This is a genomic window from Blastopirellula marina (assembly GCF_002967765.1).
In the GTDB taxonomy this organism is placed as follows: Bacteria; Planctomycetota; Planctomycetia; order Pirellulales; family Pirellulaceae; genus Bremerella; species Bremerella marina_A.
The window spans coordinates 777,934-803,033 of record NZ_PUHY01000010.1; the positions used below are offsets into that span (position 1 = coordinate 777,934).

Consider the following 25,100-nt stretch of genomic DNA (forward strand, 5'->3'; position numbering starts at 1 on the left):
ACGAAAAAATTGAGCCGGCACTTCCCAGGTGCGATACTAGAAACTTGCTTTCTATCAGCTTTGTCGACAAACGCCTTGAAATCAAGTTGGATTCTGCCGCCTCAGCCCGAACCTCCAATCGTGAGCGAACCGTTTCTCGGCCGCTTGTGCTGTTGGCTCCTGCGCTGACGGTGGGGGTCGTGCTCGATGCATTCTTAGACATGCCATTGGGTGGTTGGCTGTTCACCCTTTGGCTACTCATGGCAAGCTGGCTGGCAGCTTTTTTCTTTCGGCGAGACGCCGCAGGGAGCGTGGCCCTCCTATTGGCAGTGGCCAGTTTCGGCGGGCTATGGCATCACGTCTATTGGAACATCTATCACGCAACCGAGCTCAGCCTGTCACTGACACCGCAAAAACAACCGATGGCTCTACGCGGCAGGGTGACCGATTACCCACGATTTCTACCAGCCCCGCTCGATCGTTCCCCCTACGAGTTCGAATTACCGAACCAATGGAAAGTTCCATTTCAGATCACGACAGTCCGTAATGGAACGACTTGGGAGACGGCCACCGGCGAAACGGAGATTTATGTCTCAGGCGACGAGTTGTCACTCAGGCCAGGAGAATCGATTACCGTCTTCGCCCAAGCCACGCGTCCCGGGGGCGCCCTCAACCCTGGCGAGTTCGACTTTGCCAAGTGGTCGCGTGGGCGTCGCCGCGGTATCTTGCTGCGTTGCAATTTTCCGGAATGCCTGCAACCGACCGGACAACCTCGCCAGCTTTCGTTTTGGAATCCGATCCAAGCTTGGCAACAATTTATCGACGAAAAGCTATCCGCCGCGGTTCCGCCGCATCTAGAAGGGCTCGCGGAAACCGTCTTCCTGGGCCGACGCGAACGACTCAACGATGCGACCGATGATGCCTTTCGTCAAACGGGTACGGTACATTTGCTGGCTCTCTCGGGCCTTCACTTGGGAATCTTGGCGTTGATTGCCTATCAGATGCTGCGTTGGATTCCAGCTCCCGTGTGGTTTCCTGGTTTGGCGTTGTTGGTGTTGACGGTGGGTTATGTTCTGCTGGTCGATGCTCGGCCACCCATCGTTCGGGCCGCGATCCTGGTTGGCACGGTTTGCCTGGGAACCATGTTGTATCGACGACATTCCTTCTGGAACACGCTGGGCCTGGCCTGGATCGTAGTGATCTGCTGGAACCCGACCGAAATCTTTCAGCCGGGCACGCAGTTATCCTTTGTGGCCGTGGCGACTTTGGCATGGCTAGCCAGCGTGCAGCGGCACTTTCGCACGGTTGACCCTCTGAAAAAGTTGATCGCCGAAACGCGACCCATGCCGATCAAGCTACTCAAAAGGGCAAGAAATATCATCGGGATGGCGGTGGTGGCATCTATGGCCGTGTGGTTAACGACGCTACCTCTCGTGCTGGTTCATTTTCACACGGCTTCTCCCTGGACCATCCTCCTTTCGCCCATCCTCGGCGTTTTCATGACCCTCTCGCTGCTGGGCATTGTCTTTCTAATCGGGGTGACAATCGTCACGCCACTTGCCGCAAGCGTTGTCTCGCCAACCCTATCGTGGCCACTGGCTGGGCTCGAACAGATCGTCACGCTCACCCAAGAGCATGCTCGACTCACGTTCTGGACGGCAGGACCGTCGATGTGGTGGGTTATTGGCTTCTACGTTCTGCTGGGAATGTTGGCAGTACTGATAGCCTGTCGAGGGCTTCCACTGCGTTGGGGAATGACGACGCTCGCGATTTGGCTGGCCATCGGATTCGGTCAGGCAATTGTTATCACTCAGCAATCGGCGACGCGTGACGAAGTGATCTGCACGTTCGTCAGCGTTGGTCACGGCACCTGCGCGCTATTGGAACTTCCTGACGGAAAGAATCTCTTGTACGACTGCGGTCGTCTCGGTTCCCCAAGTCGTGCCACCGAGTCTTTGTCCTCGGTCCTGTGGGAGAAAGGCATTTCACATCTTGAAGCGGTCATCATCTCGCATGACGATGCCGACCATTTCAACGGTTTGCCAGGCATCCTAGAACGATTTTCCGTTGGCACGGTCTATTGCTCGGAATTAATGACGAAGACTTCCGGCCATTTAGCGACAACGCTGATGGAAGATTTCGAGGCCCGTAAGATTCCTGTGCGAACGCTTTCCGCCGGCAATCGCTTAAAAACACATCCGGACGTTCACCTGACAGTGCTTCATCCGACTCGTAAGGGCGTGCTTGGGCGGGACAATGCGAATAGTCTAGTCCTGCTGATCGAGTATCAAGGTCGACGGATTCTGCTTCCTGGCGATCTTGAATCACCTGGGACCGAGGCCGTCGTGCTGGAACAGCCAATCGACTGCGATGTGGTTATGGCACCCCATCACGGAAGCAAACGGAGCAACCCAGAGCAGTTCTATGCGTGGTGCCAACCAGAATGGATTGTTGTGAGCAGCGGCTCGCCTAATATTGAAAATCCAACCATCGGGGAGGGGAGCCCAATCTGGCGGAATACAGCCACCGGCGGCCGCATCGAAATTCGCCTTACTGCCGACGGTCAACTGCCGCAGGTTAAATCGTTGCTTCCTGGCTCGCCAAAATTGAGAGATTAGGAGACGTGGGCGGTTTTATCGGCAAAGTGAATGCCATTCTGTGCTCATCCAGCCTATTAGGCGTTGCAAATTCAGCTTTCACTGCTAAATTAACGGTCTTATCAAAAGATTGAGGATGAGTTTGATGCGTTGGTGGCCGCGGTCTTGGTAGTCGCGGGAGACCTCCTGATTTCACAAGTCCTTGTCGTTATTGTGGTTAAGAAGAAGTCACCCTACTTGCGGACGTAAGTAAAGTCGCCCATGTCGATTACCAAAGAGAAGAAAAACGATGCCATCCAGGATTTCCAACGTGGTGGCGAGGACACGGGTTCCCCGGAAGTTCAGATTGCGATTTTGACCAGTCGCATCAACAATCTGACGGAGCACATGAAGAAGCACAAAAAAGACTACGCGACTCGTCGCGGTCTTTTGGCCATGGTGAGCCGTCGCCGTCGCCTGCTGGACTACTTGAAGCGGCACGATCCGCAGAAGTACCTGGACATGCTGGCCCGACTCGGCATTCGAAAGTAGCATTATCGCTACCGCGGTCTTAATTACCGCAATTTGGCCATTTGAAAGGGGCTCGCACGTGGAAGCAACTGCGAGCCTCGATTTTTAAGAGGCAAACGGACTGAGCCAGAAGACGCGCGCCCAATCAGGGGCTGGACGCGTCTTTACCACGCTTCGCCGGTGGTGGAAGAACAATGGCCGGCAAGCAACCTCACGGGGTCCCGCTCTATCAGATTAATCGCGGCGTACCTCAACCTTATATTGAACCAAGCACTGGATGTTCCAAATGGCCGGGCCCCTCTCTCCTCCAGGCCCATACCTTCTTGGCGCAAGCCCACACGGAAAGTTTCTGGTGCGCTGTGTAGGACGGAAAAAGTGGAAGAAATTCGCGTAGAGAAGCAGATTGGCAATGAAACCTTATCGATCACCACTGGCTTTCTAGCCAAACAAGCCCACGGGGCAGTGCTCGTACAATATGGCGAAACGGTTGTTCTGGTCGCCACCGTCTCTGGCCCTTCTCGGCCGGGAACTGACTTCTTTCCCTTGACTTGCGATTATCGCGAGCGAACGGCCGCCGCCGGTAAATTCCCTGGCGGGTTCATTAAACGGGAAGGCCGCCCAACCACGAAAGAAATTCTCTCGTCGCGTTTGATGGATCGCCCGATCCGTCCAATGTTCCCGAAGGGATATTACGACGAAGTCCAAATCCAAGCCAACGTCGTGGCGAGTGATCGCCAGCATGATGGTGACGTGCTGGCCATGCTGGGTGCTTCGGCGGCACTGTGCATTTCGCACCTGCCGTTCCAAGGCCCGCTATCCGCAGTCCGCATTGGCCGTGTCGACGGCGAACTGGTTCCTTTCCCGACTTTTGATCAATTGGAACAGAGCGATCTGGACCTGATCATCTCGGGCAGCAAGGACTCGGTCTTGATGATCGAAGGTTTCTCGCGGGAAATTCCCGAAGACGAGATGGCCGACGCAATCATGAAGGCCCACGAAATCGTCAAGTCGCTGTGCGATCTCCAGCTCGAGCTGATCGAAAAGGTCGGCCCACAAAAGATGGAATTCGAAGAGCCCAACGATGGTGGCTTGTACCAGCGTTTGATGGACGGCTACTACGCCGACTTGAAGGCTGCCAAGCAGACCACCGGTAAGCAAGATCGCGCCGACAAAGTTCGCGAACTGAAGACCAAGGTCAAAGAAGAACTGATTCCAGATCCAGCCGCCGAAGACGCGATCTGCGAAAACCTGTTCGGCACTGTCTGGCATGACCTCGAAGAACGCGTCGTGCGTGACCTGATCCTCAGCGGTACCCGCACCGATGGTCGTGACACCAAGACGCTGCGTCCGATCCTGTGCAAGGTCGACGTGCTGCCACGCGTTCACGGCTCGGCCGTGTTCCAACGTGGTGAAACCCAGTCGCTGATCACCGTGACTTTGGGTACCCCGCGTGACGAACAACGTGTGGATGGCTTGATCGACGAATACTCGAAGAAATTCATGTTGGACTACAACTTCCCGTCCTTCTCGGTCGGTGAGTGTCGTCCAATTCGTGGCCCTGGCCGTCGCGAAATCGGTCACGGTGCGTTGGCGGAACGAAGTGTGAACCCAATTCTGCCGAACCCAGAAGACTTCCCTTACACCATCCGCGTGATCTCGGACATTCTGGAATCGAACGGTTCCAGCTCGATGGCTTCGGTTTGTGGTGCTACCCTCGGCTTGATGGCCGCTGGTGTGCCAATCACTAACCCAGTCGCCGGTATCTCGATCGGTCTGGTGAAGGAAGGGGACGACTTCGTCTTGCTGACCGACATCCTAGGTGAAGAAGATCACCATGGGGACATGGACTTCAAGGTCGCTGGTACCCAAAACGGTATCACCGGCATCCAGTTGGACCTGAAGATCAAGGGAATCAACGAAGAGATCATTCGTAAGACCCTCGTTCAGGCCCGCGAAGCCCGTATCGAAATCCTTCGCAAGATGCTGACCACCATCAGCCAACCGAAGGACGACACCTCGGTTTGGGCGCCACGCATGCTGCGAACCAAGATCAACCCCGAGAAGATCGGCCTACTGATCGGTCCTGGCGGTAAGACGATTCGTGCCATCCAGGAAGAAACCGGTGCCACGATCGACGTCGACGACGACGGTTCGGTCATTGTTGCCAGCGGCAACCTGGAATGGGCCGAAGCTGCCATGGCTCGCGTCCAAGCGATCACCGGCGAAGTTGAAGTCGGTAAGATCTATGAAGGTCGCGTCACCAGCGTGAAGGACTTCGGTGCCTTCGTCGAAATCCTGCCTGGCCGTGACGGCTTGTGCCACATCAGCGAGCTGTCCAACGAATACGTTTCGGACGTCAACTCGGTGGTCAAGGTCGGCGACATCCTGGCCGTGAAGGTCTTGCTGGTCGACGAACACGACCGCGTCAAGCTGAGCCACAAAGCCACGCTACCTGGCGGCGATGCCCCAGCTGGCGAAGGTGACGAGGAACTCGAAACCGCCGGCTCGCGTGGCGGCGATCGAGGTGACCGTGGCGGTCGCGGCGGTGATCGTCGTGGCGGCGGAGACCGCGGTGGCCGTGGCGGCGACCGAGGCGGACGCCCACGTCGCCCACGTCGCGAAGACTAAGCGATTGCCTTATTGGCAACTCGACTGATTAACACTAAATTCGCCCGGAGTGTTCGAACACTCCGGGCGTTTTCGTATTGGGCAAGTTATGGATCAGCAATCATCCTCGCAACACCCCCATTCCACAACCAGCGAAAAGTCGCGTGATCAGTACTTGATGGATCAGTACAACGAGATCGCCCGGCTCGCTGGTTCGCTGGCCCACGAGATCAAGACGCCGCTCTCGGTCATTCGGATGAACATGGAACTGCTGGCCGAGGATATGCAAGATCCGCAGACGCCGCAGCAGCGTCGGGCTCAGCAGAAAGTGGCCACCGTTCAGGAGCAGTGCGAACGGCTCCAGGGGCTTTTGGACGACTTCTTGCGGTTTGCCCGGATTCGCGACTTAAACCTTTTGCCAGGCAACCTCAACGATCAGATCGAGCGGGTTCTCAACTTTGTCGAGCCACAAGCCAACCAGCAGGGAATCGACATCATTCGTTATCTCGATTCCGAGCTCCCCAGCATCAATCTCGACGCGGAATTGCTGTACTCGGCTTTGTTAAATCTGGTTGTCAATGCCATTCAAGCGATGCCTGACGGCGGTTCGCTGATGGTACAGACGCGTGAATACCGTAACGCCGTCCTACTACGACTTGTTGATACCGGCTGCGGAATGAGCGATACGACCGCACTCCGCATGTTCGATCCCTTTTACTCGACCAAAGAAGGAGGCTCGGGCCTCGGCTTGCCCTTGGCAAAAAAGATCATCGAAGCGCACCACGCCACGATCGATGTACAAAGCGAGCTCGACCGCGGTACTCAATTCACGCTTGAGTTCCCACTGCCCCCAAGAATCGGCCGCTCGAAACAGGAGCAAGCCAAAGGGGAAATACAAGTGGAGTAAGGCTTGAAAAACGCAAGTCACGACGGGCGTTATTCCGTTTCTTCCTTCTCCGCGGCCCAGGCGATCCTAGAATTTGCGTCAACGCGCCCTCTCTCCAAAAAACGTGCCGGTAACGTACGAGTTCCATTTTGGCATGGATGCTCGTTTCATCTGTGGCTCATTCCGCTGGCTACCGCTGCGTAAGCGGCCACAATGCGGCACGTGACTCGATTCTATACTCGCTTTTTGGAGGAGAAGTCCGATGTCGCCCATTTCCAGCCCGCCACGAAACACCCTGTGGCTCGTCGCCCTTTGGGTGACAATGACTAACGTTTCCCATGAACTTTCGGCGCAGGAATTGCCATTTCGCGAGGACAACTCTCTTCAGCTGTTTCATCTTGCCACTCGATCCTTGCGAATCGAGGACAAGGTTGGATCTGCTAGTCTCTTGCTCATGGCCGCAGCTCGCAAGGAAATCGACAGGGAAGTGTACCCGCCTATCGGCAAAGGAGGCGACAGCCTTACATTGCCGGTTTCGGTCTTGATTTCGATGATATCCAAGCCATCCCTTGAAGGTGTCCGGAATGACCCCCAGATCGCGAAAGAAGTTTTGAAAAAACTTGAGCAGTGGTCGCCAAAATTTAGCGAGGACTACGAACCTGGCTGGAAATACAAGGAAATGGCCGAGCAGGAGCGACGCGATGAAATCGTCGAGAAACACAAACAGGCGGTTATTAAATCAATCCATAATCAATTGAAGCTTTTCTCGGATCCTCGTTACAAGAAGGCGTTGGAAAAGCTCTCGCATTTCGAGGAAATCAAACAGCAATACAGGGAGGCTCGCAAGTTGGCCGGCAGTATCGATGCCATACCGGCTGAGGTCAAGCAAAGATATGAGTCGGCGAAGCAAGACCGAGACAACGCACTTGAGGTCATTAAGCAGGTGAAGTCGGTGCTCTTGCCCGAATCTGGCTAAGATCATCGCCGTTGGCTGAAAAGGCGAAGACTAAGTTGAAGACGCTCAAGCGATCAAGCTTTGCCGAGTCGTAGATCAGATCATTGCGGCGAATGTCGGTCCCAAGATGGCGCAAACGGTCTAGCTCCCCCCGAAAGCCCCAGGATTGCCGCCGAAGTCACCCCGCTCGACCACTTCCGCAGATCGACGAGACGGTTCTAGAGCATTTGGCCCATCTTCGGTACGATGGGGGCATGACGCAAGAAGCCCAAACCGAACCACAATCCGATACTCTCGAAGTCCAGCCGGACCAGTTCCGGGTGCTGGTAGTCGACAACGACAAGGCCCATGCCATGACGATGGCGGAAAGTCTTGAGCGGATTGGGTTTGTCTGCACGGTAGCCACCAGCGGACCGGAAGGGGCCGAGCAGATCATGTCGCAGCCGTTTGAGATCGTTGTCACCGACCTGGTGATGAATGACATCGACGGAATGGAGATCTTACGGCTCGCGAAAGAGAATCGCCCCAACTGCGAAGTGATCGTCGTGACCGGGCATGCGACCGTTTCGACCGCGGTCACCGCGATGCAGCACTCGGCGCTCAACTTCCTGGAAAAACCGCTCACGCCTGACAAACTGCGGGCCGCTGCCCTCAAGGCGGCCGAGACGATTCAGCTCAAGCGACAAAACTCGGAGCTGATGCGACGCCTCGACGAAAAGTTTGGCTTTGAAGGGCTGATCTACTCCAGCAGCAAGATGGGTCAGGTCGTGCAGCGACTGCAACGAATTGCCCCGACCGATGCCAGTGTGTTGATCCTGGGCGAAACCGGTACCGGGAAGGAAGTCGTCGCCCAGGCAATCCACCAGAACAGTCCTCGCAAGAAGAAACCGTTCGTGCCCCTGAACTGTGCCGAACTAAGCGAGCACTTGCTCGAAAGCGAGCTGTTCGGCCACGCCAAAGGGGCTTACACGGACGCCGCCAGCGAGCGGATTGGCCGGCTGGAATACGCCAACGGCGGAACTTTGTTCCTCGATGAAATCGGCGATATGCCGATGGCCACCCAGGTAAAGCTTCTTCGCGTGCTCGAGTCGAGCGAGATCACCCGGGTTGGTGAGAACAAGCCGATCAAAATCAACGTGCGTCTGATCTCCGCCACGAACTGTAACTTGGAAGATGCGATCACGGCTGGAACGTTTCGTTCCGACCTTTACCATCGGCTGCGAATTGTCACCGTACAGCTTCCGCCATTGCGGGAACGCCCGGACGACATCCTGCCGCTGTTCGATCACTTCCTGAAGATGTTTGCCAAGAAGCATGACAAGAAGATCCGCGGGATTGATCGCACCGTTTACCAGCGCTGTCTGGAGTACGATTGGCCTGGCAACGTCCGGCAACTGCGGAACTTCGCTGAAAGCATGGTCGTGCTTGATTTGGACGGGACGATCGGGCTGGACGATCTTCCGCCAGAACTGATTCAAGATGGCGACGATTTAACGCCACCCGCCGAGCCGAAACCGACTGTTTCCGCGAACGGCGAATTGACCAGCATGGTCGGCCAACCCATCAGCGAAGTCGAGAAGTGGCTGATTGCCGAGACGCTAAAGTCAACCGGCCAAAACCGCGAAGAGGCGGCCAAGTTACTGGGAATCGGTGAACGAACCCTCTATCGCAAAATTAAAGAGTACGGACTTCGCGGCGACTAAACGCCAAGCCCGAACTGAAGGGAGCAGGCAGCGGATGCCGAAGATTCAACAGCTATCTCCGAGTGTCGTGAACAAGATCGCCGCCGGCGAAGTGATCGAACGCCCTGCGAGCGCCGTCAAAGAGCTGATGGAGAACTCGCTCGACGCCGGTTCAACGCGCGTTGACGTTACCGTCGAACATGGCGGCACCGAACTGATTCGCATTGCGGATAACGGTTGCGGGATCGCCCCGGAAGATATGCCCCTGACGATCGCTTCGCACGCGACGAGCAAGATCCGCTCGGCCGAAGAACTGTTTCACGTCCGTACGCTGGGATTCCGCGGAGAAGCGTTGGCCTCGATCTCCGAGGTCAGCCAATTCCTGTTGCGCAGCCGACCACACGATGCCGATTGCGGCAACGAAATGTTAGTCCACGGCGGGAACGTCCAGGAAGCCCAACCATGTGGCTGCCCGCCGGGGACGATCATCGAGATCCGCAATCTGTTCTTTAATACTCCGGTTCGCAAAAAGTTCCTCAAGACCACGCAAACCGAGTTTGGGCACATCAGCGAAGCGTTCACGCGGATTGCTCTGGCTCACCCTGAGGTGCACTTTACCCTCAAGCATGGGTCGCGGTTGGTTCACGACTTGCCCCCCAGCGCCGACCTGCGAGAACGCATCCGCGTGTTCTTTGGAGCCGAGATCGCGGATCAACTGATCGACGTCGAAAGTAGCAACGATCAAGTCACGCTTCGCGGATACGTTGGGAATCCTCGCTTCAGTCGCAGCAACAATCGAATGCAGTATCTGTTCTTAAATGGACGCTACATCAAAGATCGTGCTTTGCAGCATGCGTTGGGCGAAGCTTATCGCGGATTGTTGCTGCATGGGCGGTATCCAATCACCTTCCTCCGGATGCAGATGCCACCAGAAATGGTGGATGTCAACGTCCATCCGACGAAGCTTGAGGTGCGTTTTCAAGATAGCGGACGAATCTACAGCCAGCTGTTGGGTACCTTGCGGCAAAAGTTCTTGGCCACCGACCTGACGTCGACCTACCGTCCAGCGGAAGATGGCGATGGGAACAGTTCCGGTGGTGATCCTCAGTCGACCGATGCCTTGCGGGAAGAGCTTGTCGCGTGGGCCAAAGGCGCTGTGCCAGGCAGTTCCGCAGAAGCTGAGTCACGTCAAAATCGGCAAACCGATTTCGATTTGGACTTTCGCTCAGACCAACGATCACCCTTGCAGCTCAACCCGATCAATCGCTCTGCCGTGGGTGCCGGTAGCTTGCCGCTGCCGCCGATTCCTAGTGGCTTGCCGCGAGGCACCTCCCAAGGTCAGCCACTTCCCGAGGATCAACAGCCACCTTCACTGTCAGAAGAAGATTCCGCAGAGCCATACTCGCCACAAGCCTCGTCAACGGGAACCCTCCACCGAGCCATTCAACTGCACAACCGCTACCTCATTACCGAAACGGACGAAGGGATGGTGGTCATCGACCAGCATGCCCTGCACGAACGGATTTTGTACGAGGAACTGCGTGAAAAGGCACTGGCTCGGCGGCTGGAAGTGCAGCGGCTGTTAGTTCCGGAAACGCTCAATCTATCGGCTCAGGAATTCGCAGCCGTCGACGCGGCGTCGGAAACGCTCGCTCAAATTGGAATCGAAGTCGAGGCATTCGGGGGGGATACGATCCTCATTCGCAGCTACCCTGCCATCCTGGGTCGCCGCAAACCGGCCGAAATCTTGCGCGAAATCGTCGATCAGCTTCTGACGGAAGGGAAGAATCTGGAGAAAAGGGATCTCTTAGACGAATTACTCCATATGATGTCGTGCAAGGCCGCCATTAAGGCGGGAGATCGTCTCTCTCGTGAGGAAATTGACGCCTTGCTCGACTTACGCCACCTTTGTCAGGACGCCCACCATTGCCCGCATGGCCGCCCAACCTCGCTGGTCTTTACCAAAGAGGAACTCGACCGGCGATTCCAACGCACGTAAGATAGTAGGTTTAGTCTGGCTGGGGGACGTGCCCCACACATTGATTCACCCCCTATGCGACCCACATCGCCAGATGAGTTCGGGATAGATTCATGATCTGCGTCAGTATCGGCCGAGGCCGGCACAAACATGTGATTGCCGAGCACAAGCACCTTGTCGAACAGGGTGCACCGTTGTGCGAATTACGGCTCGACTATATCAACGGCACCATCAAACTCCGTCGTCTGCTGGAGAATCGTCCTGGCCCGGTTGTGATCACCTACCGTCGCGAACGTGACGGGGGACGCTACTCAGGGGACGAACAAGACCGGCAAATGATCCTGCGGACCGCCATCGCAGAAGGTGCTGACTACGTCGATCTCGAAGAAGACATTGCCGCCAATGTGCCGCGTTACGGCAAGACGAAGCGGATTATCAGCTACCACAACTTTCGCGAAACGCCAGCGGACCTGGAAGGTTTGCATCGCCGGATGCAACAGCTCGATCCCGATATCGTGAAGATCGCCACCATGGCGAACTCGCCCCAGGACAATGTGCGGATCTTGGAACTAGCCCGCAACAGCAAGATCCCCACAATCGGGCTTTGCATGGGCGACATGGGAATGCCCTCCCGTATCCTGGGTGGTCGATTTGGTTGTCCGTTCACCTATGCCACCAGTTCCAACGAACGAACGTTGGCTCCGGGGCAAATCGGTTTTCGCCAGATGGTTGATCTTTACCGCTACGAAGAGATCACCGACGAAACGGAACTATACGGTGTGGTGGCCGATCCGGTGGGACATAGCCTTAGCCCACATTTGCACAATGCGGCGTTCGCTGAACAAGGAATGAATCGCCGTTACCTTCCGTTCCGGGTTCCACGCGAGCACCTGTCTGTCTTCTTCAATGAAGTTTGCCCGCAACTTGGCGTGAAAGGGCTGAGCGTGACCATTCCTCACAAGGAAGCGGCCGCTCAATTCGTGAAGAATCCGGACGACGCCGTAAAGGGTGTCGGTGCAACCAATACCGTCGTCTTCGACGAAAATGGGACTTCCGGCTACAACACCGATTGCGATTCGGCCATGGAGAGCCTCGATACGGCCTTGCCTCCGGAACTACGGGGTGGCTCGTTGGAAGGGAAACGTGTTTTGATTCTTGGCAGCGGTGGCGTGGCTCGCGGAATCGTTTGGGCATTGAAACAGCGCGAAGCAAACGTCATCATCACCAGCCGCACCAAAGAGAACGCCGAAGAACTTGCGGTTCATTTCAAGTGCCGATCAATCCACTGGGATGATCGTGGCTCGGTCGTGCCGGACATCTTGATTAACGGCACACCGGTTGGCATGCATCCCAACGTTAACGAAACCCCTTTCGATAAACGCTGGATCAAGCCCAGCATGGTCGTCTTCGATACCGTCTACAACCCGGAACAAACGTTGCTTGTGAAAGAGGCCCGCGCCACTGGGGCTCGTGTGGTGACTGGCGTCGAAATGTTTGTTCGTCAGGCGGCACTGCAGTTCAAACATTTCACCGGAGTCGAGACTTCGCGCGAGCTGATGCGAAGCACGCTTAAGCGGATTACCGGAGCAGTGCGGACCAATTGAGCGGCTCAGCAAGTGGCAAGCCAGCAAGTAAAACCAACCTGGCACTGATTGGATATCGAGGCACCGGCAAATCGCATGTTGCCCGGCTGTTGGCAGCTCGACTCGGTTGGCACGCCATCGACGCCGACGACTGGGTAGAATCGCACGCCGGCAAGTCGATTGCCGAGATCTTCCAAGCCTCCGGCGAGCCGGGCTTTCGTGACCTGGAAACCGAAGCGGTACGAACGCTGACGGCCAACAAACGGCAGATCCTGGCCATGGGTGGGGGAGTGATCTTACGGGAAGCGAATCGCGAGTTGCTGCGTCAGAACTGCCATACCGTTTGGCTCACCGCATCTCCGGCGGCGATCGCCCAGCGACTTGCTCACGACGAGACAACGCAAGCTCGGCGTCCCAGTTTAACCGGCAAGTCGGTCATCGAAGAGATCGAAGAGGTCTTGAACGCCCGGCTCGCACTTTATAAACAGTGTGCCGACGTAACGATCGAAACCGAGGGGAAGTTGCCTGAAGCCGTGGCAGATGCCATCTTGGCCGAGCTTCCCTGGCAATCTGCACAGAAAGAACCGTGACGTGGCTTGGTGGGATAACCTCGTAACCCTGTGGGTCGGCATTCCGATGCAGTTCCGCCTAATCTTGCTGTTCTTCATCGGGGCAGTGGTCGGCGGACAAATCAATCGAGCCGTCTACCGTTGGACATGGCATCCCAAGCAATACGATCCGTGGACACCACCTCATCCCGACGCGCCGAAACGAAATTTATTCGACAAGGTTCCGATCTTCGGTTGGTTGGGTTTAGCACGTGAGAGCAAAGTACACGGCACCGCGTACTGGGTGCAACCTTTGCTGATTGAATTAGGGTGTGCGTTCTTTTTTGCCTGGTACTATCACTGGGTCATTGGCGAGAATCTCGTTCCTCCGACGGTGAACGTCCCCTTAGCGGCCGCTCAATCGCATGCGATTTACTTGCAGCATATGATCCTGATTGTCTTCATGACGATTGCGACCTTTGTCGACTTTGACTCGCGGACGATCCCTGATTACGTCACTGTTCCTGGCTTCCTGATTGGCCTGGTCTTATGTTGGCTCCTCCCATTCGTTGGCCTGCCCATTCCCGATGGTCCCAACTTTTTCGGTCTGCCTGATAGGCCGCAATTGGAGGCGATTCCGCTGCACGCGGCGATCCTTTCCGATTGGCCCGAATCTTGGAACGGGGCAGGGGCCCTCGCATTTGCCTTGTTCCTGGTCGCTGGCTGGTGGTTCGCGTTATGTCCAAAGCTAGTGTGGTGGCGAGGAGGCGTGACCAAGTTCGTTCGCTACCTGTTCGCCAGCTTCGCTCGTTATTCGCTTAACTGGCAGTACTTGGGAATGCTCGTCTTGCTGCTGGTCTTCGTTGGTGTAGCTTGGTCATTGGGCGGTCCGGACGTGTGGCGAGCCGTCTTCACCGGGCTCTTGGGGATGGCATTCGCTGGCATGCTGATCTGGCTGGTCCGCATATTTGCCAGTGCGGCGATGGGTCAGGAAGCGATGGGCTTTGGCGACGTAACGTTGATGTGCATGATCGGCGTTTACATCGGCTGGCAGCCGGTGATGGTAATCTTCTTCATGGCGCCGTTCATCGCTTGTGTCTTCGCGCTGATCAACTACCTGCTGACAGGCGACGCCTATCTCGCCTATGGTCCTTACCTTTGTATCGGAACGCTCCTCACGATGATCTTCTGGAGCCCGCTCTGGCAGCACTACGGTCCACTGTTGTCGCTAGGCTGGATACTGCCAGCGTTGTTCCTGGCCCTGCCGATGGTCCTAGGCGCGATGTTGATGGCATGGGTGTGGTTCAAGTTCCGCTTCATCTACCCAGACGAAGGGTAATCGGCAAAATCGGCACGACCAAGCGTCAAACGGTGAGCTATCCTTTCTCCCAGAGAGGAATTCACCGAATGCTTTGGCTCGAAACGCTTCACAACTTGAACGACGCCGCGGATCTGGTTCGCCGACGGCGTTATGGCATCATCCGCGTTCGTGGCGGCAAGTTTCACAGTTTGTCGTTTCGTCCCTGGCCCAAACTGATCTCACGATTTGAGATCGTGACGCTTGGCCGCTGGAAGCATGCTCGGGGTGGAGACGATTGTCGACTGTTCTACAACTTTCCGATCACATCGCCTGGCTTCCTGACGTTGGCTTACGTCGAATCGACCGCACAAACCTCTTGGAAAAGTTTACGACGAAGTGCCGAAGTGCTCGACTGGATCGCTGAGATTCGTGGAGTTCATGCCAGCGTTTGCGAGCTATCAAACGAGAAGATCAGCACGCGGCTAATGCAGCGAGTGGGGTGGGAACCTCACTGTGAGAATCTTGCCGGACGGCATTTCATTAAACGATATTACGGCGAGTTCCCGCAGCACCGCTGGCTTCCGCAGATGAAGTCGGGCTCGCAACATTTCCACAGTGAAACGCTTCCTCTAAGCGAATCCCCAACGCTCGAACCAAGTTTCGATCAGCAAGCCGTCGGAATCGGCCTTGTGGATGAAAAGGTCGGTTGCTAATATCCGCCGTGAAATTTCCGTTTTGCCTCAAGTTTCCCCGGCCCCTTGCCGACACGGCCTGCCATGTTCCGTTTTTGCTCGCTGATGCTGATCTCGCTAGCACTTGCTGGCTTGGGCTGCAATCAAAATGCCGCCTGGCGGCAGCAGCAAGCGCTAATGCAGCAACAGACGCAGTCCCAAATCGCTGAGTTCGAACGCCGAGCCTCTGGGCTGGATGCCTCGAACCAGGATCTTCATTCGCAACTGGCCCAGGCCCAGCAGCAGCAAAAGATTTTGCAGGACGAACTAACACTCGTTCGCCGACAGCTAGGTGACACCACCAAGCAGTTGGCTCAATCGCAAGAGTTGGCCAAAGAGCGGGAACAGAAGGTACAAACACTCATGGCATCGACCCAGTACCGGGGTGGAGCTGTCATTAAGCCCAATAACAGCCTTTCGGCTGATCTCAGTCAAATTCAAATCCCCGGAGTAAATGCTCGCCAAGATGGCGACGTGATTCGCTTGGAGATCTCAGCGGATGCCTTATTTCAGCCTGGCACCAATTCGCTGACCCCCAATTCCGAAACCATCCTCGCTCAGGTCAGCGGCGTTATCAGTCGCGATTTCCCGGCCAACAAGATTGGTGTCGAAGGACACACCGACAATCAGCCAGCCCGACCTCCGTTTACCTCGAATCACCAGCTTTCGGCCAGCATGGCACAAACGGTGTTCGATCAGTTAAGTGGACGATACGGCATCGCTCCGGCCCGGGTTGTGGTTGTGGGGCATGGCTCGAACCACCCAGTCGTCTCGAACGCGACCCCCGCCGGTCAGCAGCGAAATCGCCGTGTTGATCTGGTGATCTACCCCGAATCAGTGGATTAGCCAAGCGTAACCTCCAACAAGCAAAGCTGTTACGCTACGCTTGTCGAGCTTTCAATCTTGTTTTCTTAGCTGTAGATCGCTGAAAACTTCCGACTCGTCCCTGCCTGCCAGGGCGCGGCAAAAGCAACTACAATAGGTGCCCAGGCGAACTTACGCCCGCAAGTAAGTGTCCCCCCGTGGGAACTCATTCTCTGCCCGACGTTGCCCTATAGAAAGATTCTTCCGCCGATGATCACGATCGTCGACTACCAGATGGGAAACCTGCGAAGCGTTCAGAAAGCCTTCGAGCGAACCGGGCATGAAGCTCATATCACCAGCGACCCCAAAGAGATCGCCGCCGCTTCCAAAGTGGTCCTGCCTGGCGTGGGGGCCTGCGGTGATGCCGTCGACGAACTTCGACGCCGCAATTTGGTGAGTCCGATCAAAGATCAAATCGAATCGGGCACACCGTTCCTGGGCATTTGCCTCGGACTGCAGATGCTATTCGATGTCAGCTACGAAGGTGGCGAACACGAAGGTCTGGGCATTTTGCCCGGCGAAGTGGTCAAGTTCAACCTACCGCACGGTTACAAAGTTCCTCACATGGGCTGGAACCAGGCCAAGTTCCTTCACAAGCCGCCAATCTTCACAGGCATCGACGAAGGGACGCACTTCTACTTTGTCCACTCCTACTATGTGATTCCCAGGGATAAGGACGTCGTGGCCATCGAAGCGGACTACGGTGGACCGTTCTGTGCTGCGATCTGGAAGAACAACCTTTACGCCACGCAGTTTCACCCAGAGAAGAGCCAGGATGCTGGTCTGGCTGTGCTAAAGAACTTTGCGGAACTCGCGTAAGCCTATCCCACCTCTCGTACACTTAGTCGCGGTCTAAGTTTCTTGCCGCATATCAATCTATTTGAGATATTGCCAGTCGAGTCCTCTTTTCGACCGCTGGTGCAGAAAGGATCCATAAGATGGAAATTTGGCCGGCTATCGATCTTCTCGGCGGGAAATGTGTTCGCCTACAGCAAGGGGACTACAACCGCGAAACGGTCTACGGTGACGACCCGGCCGAAATGGCCAAGCGTTGGGTCGAAGAGGGAGCCGACTGTTTGCATCTGGTCGATCTTGATGGTGCCAAAGATGGTAGCCTAAAAAACCGAGACGCGATTTCGGCCATCATCAGCGCGGTTAGCATTCCGTGTGAAGTCGGTGGTGGAATTCGCGACGAAGCAACCATCGAGCAACTTCTCGCCCTCGGACTGAGCCGTTTGGTGATCGGTACCAAGGCCCTGCGTGAGCCCGAATGGTTTGCCAAGATGTGCGAGCGTTTTCCCAACAAGCTGGTCCTAGGCATCGATGCCAAAGAAGGCATGGTCGCGACTGACGGCTGGTTGGAGGTAAGCACCACGTCCGCGATCGACTTGGCGAAAACCTACGAACACCTTCCCATCGCCGCGTTGATCTACACCGACATCGCGACCGACGGCATGTTGGCTGGCCCCAATGTCCCGGCGATGAAAGCAATGAAGGAAGCGGTCAAATTGCCGGTCGTCGCATCAGGGGGTGTCACTTCGGTGGAAGACGTGAAGAACTTGACCGCAGCCGGTCTGGACGGAGCAATCGTCGGTCGGGCTCTCTACGAGAACCGCCTGACCGTTCGCGAAGCGGTTGCCGCCGCAAAATAATTTAGTGAAAGCGATCGCCCCTTTGAACATATAAACAAGGCAAACAAAGTCTCGTCGGTAGCTACTCTCGCACGGTAGAATCGAAGGGGTCAAAAGAGTCACCCCTCATCGTTTTTGCAAAGCACTTCTATGCACGATAGTGATCCGTCGACGACTTCGCACGCGGGGAGTTCGCGGGGGCTACTGCAAGGTCGGTTCAGTCTCCGCTGGATGATGGTCGGCATCGCCGTCCTCGCCGCCATCTTTGGTTACCTGGGCTATTTCCGATCGGCGAGAGGAGTTGTCTCGTACCAAATTGAAACCATCCCGGCAAAGAAGCTCGATGCTTTGGGGCTGACGTTCCGTGCGATCAAGGATTCTCCTTATCGATGGGCCGAAGTAAAAGACTTCGATCTAACGGCGTTTGCTCCTGAAGACGATCGGATCCAGCAACCGTTCCGTGCGAAAGAACGTGAAGTCCATATGTGGCCTTATCAGGCCGATAGCTATACCGATAGTCGCTTCGTCAAGGTGCCTCGGGGGGATCCTCCTCCGCAAGGCATCGAGAGCACACAGCTCGGAGGTTTTTGGGGGTTCCGAAAGGCCGGACTCCACCTGCAATTCCGACTCGAATTGCAAGTGGGACATCAGTATCCGGACTTCTCGAATACCCCGGAAGAGCATTTTCCAAAGACGAAAATGGTGGAAGGAAAATTATTTTACGAAGGCAAAATTCCTGCCGGAGACTTGCTGTTTATCGCCCCAATTGACAACGACGTATACCACGCCATTCTCGTGCGTGCCCGGCCCATGGATGCCGCAACCAACGCCCCTACGAAAACGGCTCCTTAAGCCAGAATATCCGCTGGCTTTAACCGCGACAAAAGAGCGACTTTCCTGTTTTGATTTTGCGCGGCATACTACATATACCGAAGTTATTAATAGGCAATTCATTCATTTCAAATAGCGAGATCAACCTTACTCAACAGCTACTTAGACTTCCCAATCGAAGCCTGAACAGCCAATAGCAGTCAATCCACGGAGAAGAGGTTCCCCGTGGCTTTCCCACGCGGGAATTTCTTTTCTCGTGTTTTTGCACGGAAGGAGTTTGCAATGGCTACCTGTGTTTCAGAGACCGTCCGCGATATTGTGTTATGCGGTCATGGCTCGACCGGAAAGACGAGCCTGATTGACCGCCTACTTGAGATTACCCACGCAGTGGACGGCACGCATAGCGTGGATGAAGGAACGAGTGTTTGTGATTTCGAGCCCGAAGAAAAGGCTCACCATCTTTCTATCGAGGCGACTCTCGCCCACTTCGAGCATCAAGGGCTCCGCTTTAACGTCATCGACGCTCCCGGCTATCCCGACTTCATCGGGCAAACTATCTCTGGCATGCGAGGAGCAGACACGGCCATGATCGTCATCGACGCTCACGCCGGAATCGCCGTCAATACGCGGCGCGTCTTCCAAGAAGCCGAGAAAGCAGGCATCGGCCGCATGATTGTGGTCAATAAGATCGATGCCGAGCATGTCGATTTCGCCGAGCTGATGCAATCGATCCGCGAGACTTTCGGTCAGGCGTGTGTGCCGATCAACTTCCCCCGAATTGACAATGGCTCGATCGTTGGTGTCGTCGAACTTTTGGATGAAAAGGCCAACACTGCGAACGCCCCCATCGACCCAGCCATCTACAAAGAGTCGCTCGTCGAAGCGACCATCGAAGCAGATGAAGCGTGGATGGAGAAATACTTCGAAGGCGAAGTCCCCACGAACGATGACTTGAAAGTCCTGATTCCGAAGGCAGTCGCCGCCGGCACGCTCATTCCGATTGTCTGCTGCAGTATTAAGAAGGGAGTTGGAATCTCGGAACTGATGGACGCGATGGCTCTTTGCTCGTTGCCACCTTCGATGGTGCATCGTAAAGCAAAGATGCATGACGGAAGTGAAGTTGAGATCGATGGCAATCCTGATGGACCGCTCGTCGCTCAGGTGTTTCAAACTCGTATCGATCCCTTCGTGCAAAAGCTGAGCTACATCCGCGTTTATAATGGCACGCTCCGTAAAGACATGACATTGCCAAGTTCCAACGGCAAGAAAGGCCTGCGAATTGGGCAGCTTCTCGACGTGCAAGCTAACCACTTAGCTCCGATCGACGAGGCGAAGCCTGGCGATATCGTTGCGGTGGCAAAGATGGAGCAACTTCATACCGGAACGAATGAAGGGGAAGTCGAACTTCCTGAAATCGAATTTCCACAGCCGATGGTCGGTGTGGCGATTCGTCCCAAGAGTCATAACGACGAAGCCAAGCTCAGCGTGGCACTCCATAAACTGGTCGAAGAAGATCCGACAATCCGTGTTGATCATGATGAGGAAACGCACGAGTTGGTGCTACGAGGCATGAGCGAACTTCATTTGTCCCTCATCCAGGAACGCCTGGCCCGTCGTGATCATTTGGAAATCGAAACCTACGAACCTCGGATTCCGTATCGCGAATCGATCACCTATCCGGCGGATGGTTTCTATCGCCATAAAAAGCAATCGGGCGGGCGTGGCCAATTCGGCGAAGTCCATATCCGTGTGCAGCCGCTACCCCGTGGGACCGACATCGCTTCGTTCGCCACGAAAGCGAACTTTCCCAACCTCAAGCATGTCCACTACTTCGACTCGATGAATTTCCTGTGGATCGACTCGATTGTCGGAGCTTCGATTCCTGGCAGCTTCATGCCGGCGGTTGAAAAAGGACTGGTCGAGCGAGTTCAGAAAGGCGTGCTGGCTGGTTATCCACTGCAAGACCTTTGTGTCGAGGTTCACTACGGTAAGCATCACCCGGTTGATAGCAGCGAAACGGCCTTCCGGATCGCCGCTTCGGCTGCCCTGCGTGAAGTCTGCAAAAAGGCAGGGCCGCAGTTGTTGGAACCGATGGTCGAAATGCACGTGACGGTGCCGATCGACTGTGTAGGGGACATCTACAGCGACATGGCGACACGTCGTGGTCAGATCTCCGGCACAGAAGACGCTGGCTCGAACATGCAGACGGTCGTTTGCGTTACCCCGCTATCTGAGATTTCTTCGTATGCTCGCTCGCTTTCCAGTCTTACAGGAGGGCAGGGGAGCTATAGTCTGCATTTCGCCCATTACGCCCCGCTTCCGGCTCACCTGCAAGAGAAGCATCAGTATGGCATGCAAGAGGAGGAGGAAGTCGCATAGTTTGCATTTTGCGTGATCAAACCTTTCCGCGTACCTTGCCCTCGCTTTCAAGTTTGCGAAAATACGAAAGCGAGGGCATTTTTATTGATTGTTCCTTTCGGGTTCATTTTCGTTGCCTATAACGACGAAAACATTGGTGACCTTTTGTCAGGCCGGGCATCCAAAAACTCAATAACCCCGTGGAAAAGTCCATGCAACCGGCAATCTTGAACCGAGACATGCATCTTCTGGCGACCTGTTACTGTCGAACCTGCCTCTGTTGTTGTCACTAAACGACAACGCGGCCCGCTTCCCACAGCGGACACGTTCATGATTCGCACAGGACACACCTCTCTCGTCGGTTCAAATACTTAGGACACATGCCATGGCTTCCGATGCACGCTTGAAAGAAGACCTTCCCACGCTGACCGATCGCATCGTCAGCACCTATCAGAAAATAGGCAAGATCAACCACTTGGGGCACTGCCCACTGCCGAACTATGATGTGGTGATCTCGATTGTGGAAGACTTGAAAGAGATCATCTACCCCGGTTACCAGCGGCGTGAAGGCCTGCACATGGGGAACATCACCTACCATGTGGGTGACATCATCGATGGTCTACACGATAAACTAACGACGCAAATTGCCCGAGCCCTGCGACATGACGAGCGGGTCAACGGAAAGCAAGATCCTTGCAATCCGATGGAAGAAACCGACTTTGAAGCCAAAGGCCAGGCCATGGCGATCGAGTTTCTGAATCGCGTGCCGGAACTACGCGAAGTCTTGGCGACCGATGTCCAAGCAGCCTACGACGGCGACCCGGCGTGCACCAACCTGGATGAAGTCATCTTCTGCTATCCCGGCTTAGAAGCGATCACCGTTTACCGCGTGGCGAATACTTTGTACCGCTTAGGGGTGCCGTTCATTCCGCGGATGATGACCGAGTGGGCCCACAAGCAAACCGGCATCGATATTCACCCAGGGGCGACGATTGGTAGCTATTTCTTCATCGACCATGGCACCGGTGTGGTCATTGGACAAACATGCCAAATCGGTGACCATGTGAAGCTATACCAAGGCGTGACGCTCGGTGCGTTGTCGTTCGATACCGACAACGAAGGAAACATTGTCCGTGGTATGAAGCGGCATCCGACCATCGAGGATCATGTGGTGATCTATGCCAATGCTACGGTACTCGGCGGCCGGACCACCGTGGGAAACCACAGCGTGATCGGATCGAGTGTTTGGTTGACGCGCAGTGTCGATCCCAACACGACCGTGCTGCTGGAAAAACCGCGTCTACGTCTACGTTCGGAAGCGGTCGGTGAGATTGAAGAAGAAGTCAACTTCCAGATCTAGCGTTGTCTCGCACTGGGCCAAGATCGCTTCAGCGGAATCACCACCAGCGTAATCAGCAGGACGGCCCAACTGATTGCGGAAATGATGGCCCCAATCACAAACGATCGGGGCAAATACGTGAGCGTTACCAGAGTATCGCCCGCCTCGACAGGCACAGCCATCATCACCCGATTGGCTCGATAAATGGGAACGGCCGTTCGGGCTTGTCCATTACGACCGACAATCTCGCACTGCCAGCCGCGATCGAAGTATTCGCGAAACACCATCCAACCTGGCTGGCAATCGACAAGCTCGATGATGATCTGTCCGGCTCGCTCGCGTCGATAATTCGTGATCACCAGCGAGCTGGCCGGCACAGGAGGCGCATCCAAGCGATCGGCTTGTTCGGCTTCCAGTACGGCCGGATACCCGAAATCTTTGTCCCACGCCATGTGCTGGGAAGAGGGGATGTCTGGCGGAATAACTGGGCCTACCTGAGGCATGTTGGCTGCCTGGATGGTATCCAAAATTTCTCGTGTCCCTTGCCACATCGCCGCGGAGGAAGCGTCCTCTATTGGATCGTGCCATTGAACTTGGTTAAGCCACCATGCTTCTCGAAAAGTACCAAGTCCGACCGGATAGCAGCCGAACATCTTCCTGACGAGTTCACGTTGCTCGTGTGACGTTGCCGAATTCCATAGTGTTTCATAGTCACGTGGTCGAATGCTCACCACCGCAGGCGAATTCCTCATGGGCTCGAGCATTTGGTAACGCGGGAACGACTCGCGGCGATCGATCTTCATTCCCTCGATCATCCGATCATCAGAGCCTGTGTTCGCAAACGACTCGGGATAGATGTTTTCATTTCGATCGTAGTAGGAACTGAAGTAACTTCGGCGATCGTTTAGTGGCACATTCGTTTTCTCAAAACCACCTTGGTGCCATAAAGCTTGTGGCGCCGTGACCAGAATCCAGCGATTACTGATCCCCAGTTCTGCCCCCACCAGCACGACAATCAAACAGACGGCAACCTGTCGTGGCAGAAAATAAAACGCTGATATTCCCAGCGCGATTGCCGCAGTGGCTTGTAACATCCCGATCGCCATTTGGGAAAGTCCCGCTGCGGCATCCAAAGGACCGAATAAAGCGTCGTTGGGAACGTCGGGCAGCGAAGCCGCGAACCAAGGCGAGGCCACCAGAAAGCAACCACCAATCAGCACACCAACAACGGTGGCAATCATCGACCAGCGGAAACCACGGCAAGAAACATGGAAGTGATCGAGTCCGCGACCAGCGAGGATCGGTACTGCAAACGCGACAAAAATCCACCACTTTGCTGGATAACGAAACCCGGAAAACTTTGGAACTAAGAGATTCATCAGCCAATACAGCCCACCAAACGGCGAGCCCACCGGCATCCCCGTTCCGTTCCACCCCACGAGATGACCGACCTCCAAGATGATCCAACCAAGACCATACCACCCCAAACTTGCCAGTAAGCCGAACGCGGCGACGCCGATCAACCAGCGATCGACTCGGCGAGCAGATCCTCGAAAGAACGCGGCAGCAGCGAACAGACATACCAGTGATCCGAGGAAAACCGATTGAAACCAGATACGTCCATCAGCCGGAATCGCGCGCGTCCAACGCTCGTTACGGGGATACAACTTACCGCGGAAGTTCGCGACAAACATCTCCGGCAATACCCAGGGGGCGATGCTGAAGTCGTAACTGTGGCGGGCGTGGCTTCCGTCAGGCGGATCTCCCAGCAACGTATCCCAGGCGATCTCTTTTCCTTGAATGGCAGTTGCTGCAAGTTCATAAACGCTGCGTGGTTCGTGACTCGTTGCGCGAACACTCCGTGCGGCCCATTCACTACTCGGTAAGATTTGTATGGCCGACAAGCTGAAGGCCATGAATGCCGCAGTTCCTAGAGCCCCCATCCGGAACGTTCGCCAACGCAACCAAACGCTCCAGGTGGCTTCTGTCTTCCAAGGCAGCACAAAGACAACGGCCGCCAGCGAAAGAAGCATCATTGTGTGAAAAGCCAACTGCGGGTCGCCGCCGAGGATCATCATTGCCAAACAACTACCCAATCCCATCCCCGGAAGCAAAGCAGGGCGGCGAGCCAGTCTCCATCCGCAAACCATCGCCCACGGCAGCCAAGACGATCCGACCAAAAAAATGATGTTTGAGTGATAACTGAGAAGTGGTCCACCAAACGCGTAGGCAACAGCCGCCAAGACGGAAGCGGTTCGCGAACATCCCCATATGCGAGCCGCCACATAGATACCTGCGTACGCGATGGCGTAATGGATCAGCACATACAACCGAAGGCCGAAATCGAAGCCCAGCGGCGTCACTAGTAGCAGTTTGCCTGGATAAAAGACGCTGGGCGTGGCATCCGCAGCTAACGGCACACCGATTCCATCCCAAGGTGACCAGAGGGGAATTTCGCCTGCTTTCCATTGCCGGGTTACTTCATGGAATAGCGGATAATAGAAATGCGCTGCGTCGCGGAAGACGAACTGTTCCTGGCGAACAAAGCTACCACCGAAGAAGATTGTGGCGAGAACCACAAACGGCAGCCAAATCGCCAGCCAAGTTCGGACGCGGTGAAGCGGGGAAGGAGATTCGTAAGATGGACGAGGCTGGCCGTTCATTCCCCCATGCTAATAACCAAGGATGTTCTTGGCTACTAATCCGACCAGCATGCGCGGT

The 25,100-nt window shown here is 55.5% G+C and carries 18 protein-coding genes; 17 read left to right on the top strand and 1 reads right to left on the bottom strand.

Going from position 1 to position 25,100, the window contains the following annotated elements; translation table 11 throughout:
- Window positions 1–44: 44 nt before the first annotated feature.
- The 17 genes from C5Y83_RS14310 (at window position 45) to epsC (ending at window position 22,400) form a co-directional block, all read left to right on the top strand.
- The gene (locus C5Y83_RS14310) at window positions 45–2,597 is read left to right on the top strand and encodes a ComEC/Rec2 family competence protein (RefSeq protein ID WP_105330406.1); all 2,553 of its coding nucleotides are present in this window, start codon (window positions 45–47) and stop codon (window positions 2,595–2,597) included.
- A gap of 240 nt (window positions 2,598–2,837) precedes the next feature.
- The gene (rpsO, locus tag C5Y83_RS14315; RefSeq protein WP_105330407.1) at window positions 2,838–3,107 is read left to right on the top strand and encodes a 30S ribosomal protein S15; all 270 of its coding nucleotides are present in this window, start codon (window positions 2,838–2,840) and stop codon (window positions 3,105–3,107) included.
- Window positions 3,108–3,461: 354 nt separating this feature from the next.
- Window positions 3,462–5,714, top strand: coding sequence for a polyribonucleotide nucleotidyltransferase (locus C5Y83_RS14320; RefSeq protein WP_105330408.1), 2,253 nt, complete (start codon window positions 3,462–3,464; stop codon window positions 5,712–5,714).
- Window positions 5,715–5,802: 88 nt separating this feature from the next.
- Complete coding sequence (locus tag C5Y83_RS14325; protein WP_105330409.1) at window positions 5,803–6,600, top strand: two-component system sensor histidine kinase NtrB; 798 nt, start codon at window positions 5,803–5,805, stop codon at window positions 6,598–6,600.
- A gap of 241 nt (window positions 6,601–6,841) precedes the next feature.
- Entirely contained in the window at window positions 6,842–7,555 is a 714-nt protein-coding gene (locus C5Y83_RS14330; protein WP_105330410.1) for a hypothetical protein, read from the top strand.
- A gap of 233 nt (window positions 7,556–7,788) precedes the next feature.
- Entirely contained in the window at window positions 7,789–9,237 is a 1,449-nt protein-coding gene (locus tag C5Y83_RS14335; protein WP_105330411.1) for a sigma-54-dependent transcriptional regulator, read from the top strand.
- Window positions 9,238–9,271: 34 nt separating this feature from the next.
- Window positions 9,272–11,215, top strand: a complete 1,944-nt coding sequence (gene mutL, locus C5Y83_RS14340; RefSeq protein WP_105330412.1) for a DNA mismatch repair endonuclease MutL — start codon at window positions 9,272–9,274, stop codon at window positions 11,213–11,215.
- A gap of 92 nt (window positions 11,216–11,307) precedes the next feature.
- Window positions 11,308–12,798, top strand: coding sequence for a shikimate dehydrogenase (gene aroE / locus C5Y83_RS14345; RefSeq protein WP_105330413.1), 1,491 nt, complete (start codon window positions 11,308–11,310; stop codon window positions 12,796–12,798).
- Complete coding sequence (locus C5Y83_RS14350; protein ID WP_199195040.1) at window positions 12,795–13,367, top strand: shikimate kinase; 573 nt, start codon at window positions 12,795–12,797, stop codon at window positions 13,365–13,367. Before aroE ends, C5Y83_RS14350 begins: the two co-directional genes overlap by 4 nt.
- Window position 13,368: 1 nt before the next feature.
- Window positions 13,369–14,664, top strand: coding sequence for a prepilin peptidase (locus C5Y83_RS14355; RefSeq protein ID WP_158262365.1), 1,296 nt, complete (start codon window positions 13,369–13,371; stop codon window positions 14,662–14,664).
- 68 nt (window positions 14,665–14,732) lie between these two features.
- Window positions 14,733–15,338, top strand: coding sequence for a hypothetical protein (locus tag C5Y83_RS14360; protein WP_105330415.1), 606 nt, complete (start codon window positions 14,733–14,735; stop codon window positions 15,336–15,338).
- Window positions 15,339–15,401: 63 nt separating this feature from the next.
- Entirely contained in the window at window positions 15,402–16,202 is an 801-nt protein-coding gene (locus tag C5Y83_RS14365) for a flagellar motor protein MotB (RefSeq protein WP_105330416.1), read from the top strand.
- A 228-nt stretch (window positions 16,203–16,430) separates the two neighbouring features.
- A complete protein-coding gene (hisH, locus tag C5Y83_RS14370; RefSeq protein ID WP_105330417.1) occupies window positions 16,431–17,039 on the top strand; it encodes an imidazole glycerol phosphate synthase subunit HisH in 609 nt (202 codons plus the stop codon).
- 119 nt (window positions 17,040–17,158) lie between these two features.
- Window positions 17,159–17,872 carry a 1-(5-phosphoribosyl)-5-[(5-phosphoribosylamino)methylideneamino]imidazole-4-carboxamide isomerase gene (gene hisA / locus C5Y83_RS14375; protein ID WP_105330418.1) on the top strand — a complete coding sequence of 238 codons (714 nt, stop codon included), beginning with the start codon at window positions 17,159–17,161 and terminating at the stop codon, window positions 17,870–17,872.
- A 129-nt stretch (window positions 17,873–18,001) separates the two neighbouring features.
- Window positions 18,002–18,703, top strand: a complete 702-nt coding sequence (locus C5Y83_RS14380; RefSeq protein ID WP_105330419.1) for a hypothetical protein — start codon at window positions 18,002–18,004, stop codon at window positions 18,701–18,703.
- Between the two features lie 261 nt (window positions 18,704–18,964).
- Complete coding sequence (locus C5Y83_RS14385) at window positions 18,965–21,061, top strand: elongation factor G (protein ID WP_105330420.1); 2,097 nt, start codon at window positions 18,965–18,967, stop codon at window positions 21,059–21,061.
- Window positions 21,062–21,425: 364 nt separating this feature from the next.
- Entirely contained in the window at window positions 21,426–22,400 is a 975-nt protein-coding gene (gene epsC / locus C5Y83_RS14390; RefSeq protein WP_105330421.1) for a serine O-acetyltransferase EpsC, read from the top strand.
- Here the strand turns inward: epsC and C5Y83_RS14395 are convergent.
- Entirely contained in the window at window positions 22,397–25,042 is a 2,646-nt protein-coding gene (locus tag C5Y83_RS14395; RefSeq protein ID WP_105330422.1) for a hypothetical protein, read from the bottom strand. The genes epsC and C5Y83_RS14395 overlap by 4 nt on opposite strands.
- Window positions 25,043–25,100 lie beyond the last annotated feature (58 nt).

Coding starts and splice junctions, on each gene's coding strand:
- epsC (WP_105330421.1), top strand. CDS start 21,426: ATGGCTTCCGATGCACGCTTGAAAGAAGACCTTCCCACGCTGACCGAT.
- C5Y83_RS14395 (WP_105330422.1), bottom strand. CDS start 25,042: ATGAACGGCCAGCCTCGTCCATCTTACGAATCTCCTTCCCCGCTTCAC.
- aroE (WP_105330413.1), top strand. CDS start 11,308: ATGATCTGCGTCAGTATCGGCCGAGGCCGGCACAAACATGTGATTGCC.
- C5Y83_RS14380 (WP_105330419.1), top strand. CDS start 18,002: ATGCACGATAGTGATCCGTCGACGACTTCGCACGCGGGGAGTTCGCGG.
- C5Y83_RS14330 (WP_105330410.1), top strand. CDS start 6,842: ATGTCGCCCATTTCCAGCCCGCCACGAAACACCCTGTGGCTCGTCGCC.
- rpsO (WP_105330407.1), top strand. CDS start 2,838: ATGTCGATTACCAAAGAGAAGAAAAACGATGCCATCCAGGATTTCCAA.
- C5Y83_RS14325 (WP_105330409.1), top strand. CDS start 5,803: ATGGATCAGCAATCATCCTCGCAACACCCCCATTCCACAACCAGCGAA.
- C5Y83_RS14365 (WP_105330416.1), top strand. CDS start 15,402: ATGTTCCGTTTTTGCTCGCTGATGCTGATCTCGCTAGCACTTGCTGGC.
- hisH (WP_105330417.1), top strand. CDS start 16,431: ATGATCACGATCGTCGACTACCAGATGGGAAACCTGCGAAGCGTTCAG.
- C5Y83_RS14360 (WP_105330415.1), top strand. CDS start 14,733: ATGCTTTGGCTCGAAACGCTTCACAACTTGAACGACGCCGCGGATCTG.
- C5Y83_RS14385 (WP_105330420.1), top strand. CDS start 18,965: ATGGCTACCTGTGTTTCAGAGACCGTCCGCGATATTGTGTTATGCGGT.
- mutL (WP_105330412.1), top strand. CDS start 9,272: ATGCCGAAGATTCAACAGCTATCTCCGAGTGTCGTGAACAAGATCGCC.
- hisA (WP_105330418.1), top strand. CDS start 17,159: ATGGAAATTTGGCCGGCTATCGATCTTCTCGGCGGGAAATGTGTTCGC.
- C5Y83_RS14335 (WP_105330411.1), top strand. CDS start 7,789: ATGACGCAAGAAGCCCAAACCGAACCACAATCCGATACTCTCGAAGTC.